This is a genomic window from Methylobacterium sp. E-025 (assembly GCF_022829705.1).
GTDB lineage: Bacteria > Pseudomonadota > Alphaproteobacteria > Rhizobiales > Beijerinckiaceae > Methylobacterium.
The window spans coordinates 1-1,564 of sequence record NZ_JAKSYR010000192.1 but is presented as its reverse complement, the minus strand read 5'-3'; the positions used below and the strand labels follow the sequence as shown (position 1 = coordinate 1,564).

At 73.2% G+C, this 1,564-nt stretch carries 2 protein-coding genes; both read right to left on the bottom strand.

Translation table 11 applies throughout. The annotated features are described in order from the left end of the window. Positions 1-75: 75 nt before the first annotated feature. Positions 76-1,026, bottom strand: a complete 951-nt coding sequence (locus tag MKK64_RS26805) for an FAD binding domain-containing protein (RefSeq protein WP_243938747.1) — start codon at positions 1,024-1,026, stop codon at positions 76-78. Further along, a partial coding sequence (gene paoA, locus MKK64_RS26800; protein ID WP_409568019.1) for an aldehyde dehydrogenase iron-sulfur subunit PaoA occupies positions 1,023-1,564 on the bottom strand: 542 nt, incomplete at its 5' end. The genes paoA and MKK64_RS26805, both read right to left, overlap by 4 nt.

The following is a 1,564-nucleotide window of genomic DNA, read 5'->3' as shown; positions in this document are numbered from 1 at the left end:
CGGTCGGTCGGCTTTCCGACGACCTTGAGCTGGTCGATCGGGTTTTGGCCGGCGGGCTGGTCGAACTTCATGGCTTCAGGCCCTCGCTTGGTTGAGCGCCGCGGACAGGGTCCGCTCGGCGAGCGTCAGCTTGTAGGCGTTCGCGTGCGTCGGCGCGGCGCCGGCGAAGACCTGCTCGGTCACCGCCTTGGCCCTCCGCGGCAGGTCGGCCTCGGCCGCCTCCACCCGCCAGGGTTTCGGCGCCACCCCGCCGAAGGCGACGCGGCCGGACCCGTCCCTGCCCAGGATCGCCGCCACCGAGACCAGCGCGTAGGCGTACGACGCCCGGTCGCGGACCTTGCGGTAGAGGTGCGTGCCCGCCACCGGCTTCGGCAGCGTCACCGCCGTGATCAGCGCGCCGGGCGCGAGCGTGGTGTCGCGCTCGGGCGCGTCGCCCGGCAGGCGGTGGAACGCGGCGATCGGGATCGCGCGCTCCCGGCCGTCGCCGTCGACGGTCTCGACGGTGGCGTCGAGCACGCGCATCGCCACCGCCATGTCGCCGGGATGGGTGGCGATGCAGGCGTCGCTTCCGCCGATCACCGCCAGCTGCCGGCTGACCCCGTCGAGCGCCGAGCAGCCGGAGCCCGGCCGGCGCTTGTTGCAGGCCTGCGCGGTGTCGTAGAAGTACGGGCAGCGGGTGCGCTGCAGCAGGTTGCCGGCGGTGGTCGCCTTGTTGCGCAGCTGCCCCGAGGCGCCGGCCAGCAGCGCGCGCGACAGCACGCCGTAATCCTTCCGGACACGGGCGTCGGCGGCGAGGTCGGTGTTGCGCACCAGCGCGCCGATGCGCAGGCCGCCCTCCGGCGTGGCCTCGATCCGGTCGAGCCCGAGCCCGTTGACGTCGACGAGGTGGGTCGGGGTCTCGATCTGCAGCTTCATCAGGTCGAGCAGGTTGGTGCCGCCGGCGATGAACTTGGCGTTGGGCGTGCGCGCCACGGCGGCGGCGGCCTCGGCCGGCGTGCTCGGGCGCTCGTAGGTGAACGACTTCATGCGGGCCTCCGGCCGGTCTCGAGGCCGGCGACCTCGCTCATCGCCTCGACGATGTTGGAATAGGCGCCGCAGCGGCACAGGTTGCCGCTCATGCGCTCGCGGATCTCGGCCTCGGTGACCCGGGTCGGCGCGGTGAGGTCGGCGGTGACGTGGCTGGGGATGCCGGCCCGGATCTCGTCGAGCACGGCCACGCCCGAGCAGATCTGGCCGGGCGTGCAGTAGCCGCACTGGTAGCCGTCGTGGCGGACGAAGGCGGCCTGCATCGGGTGCAGGTCGTCGGGCCGGCCCAGCCCCTCGATGGTGGTGATCTCGGCGCCCTGGTGCATCACGGCGAGCGTCAGGCAGGCGTTGATGCGCCGCCCGTCGACGATCATCGTGCAGGCGCCGCACTGGCCGTGGTCGCAGCCCTTCTTCGAGCCGGTCAGGTGCAGATGCTCGCGCGCCGCATCGAGCAGGCTGGTGCGGGTGTCGAGCTCGAGCTCGCGCCGCTGGCCGTTGATCGTGAACCACACCCGCGCCAGGACAGGGCGGTCGCCGG

Excerpts from the sequence above, each read along its gene's own strand:
- MKK64_RS26805 (WP_243938747.1), bottom strand. The coding sequence starts at position 1,026 with ATGAAGTCGTTCACCTACGAGCGCCCGAGCACGCCGGCCGAGGCCGCC.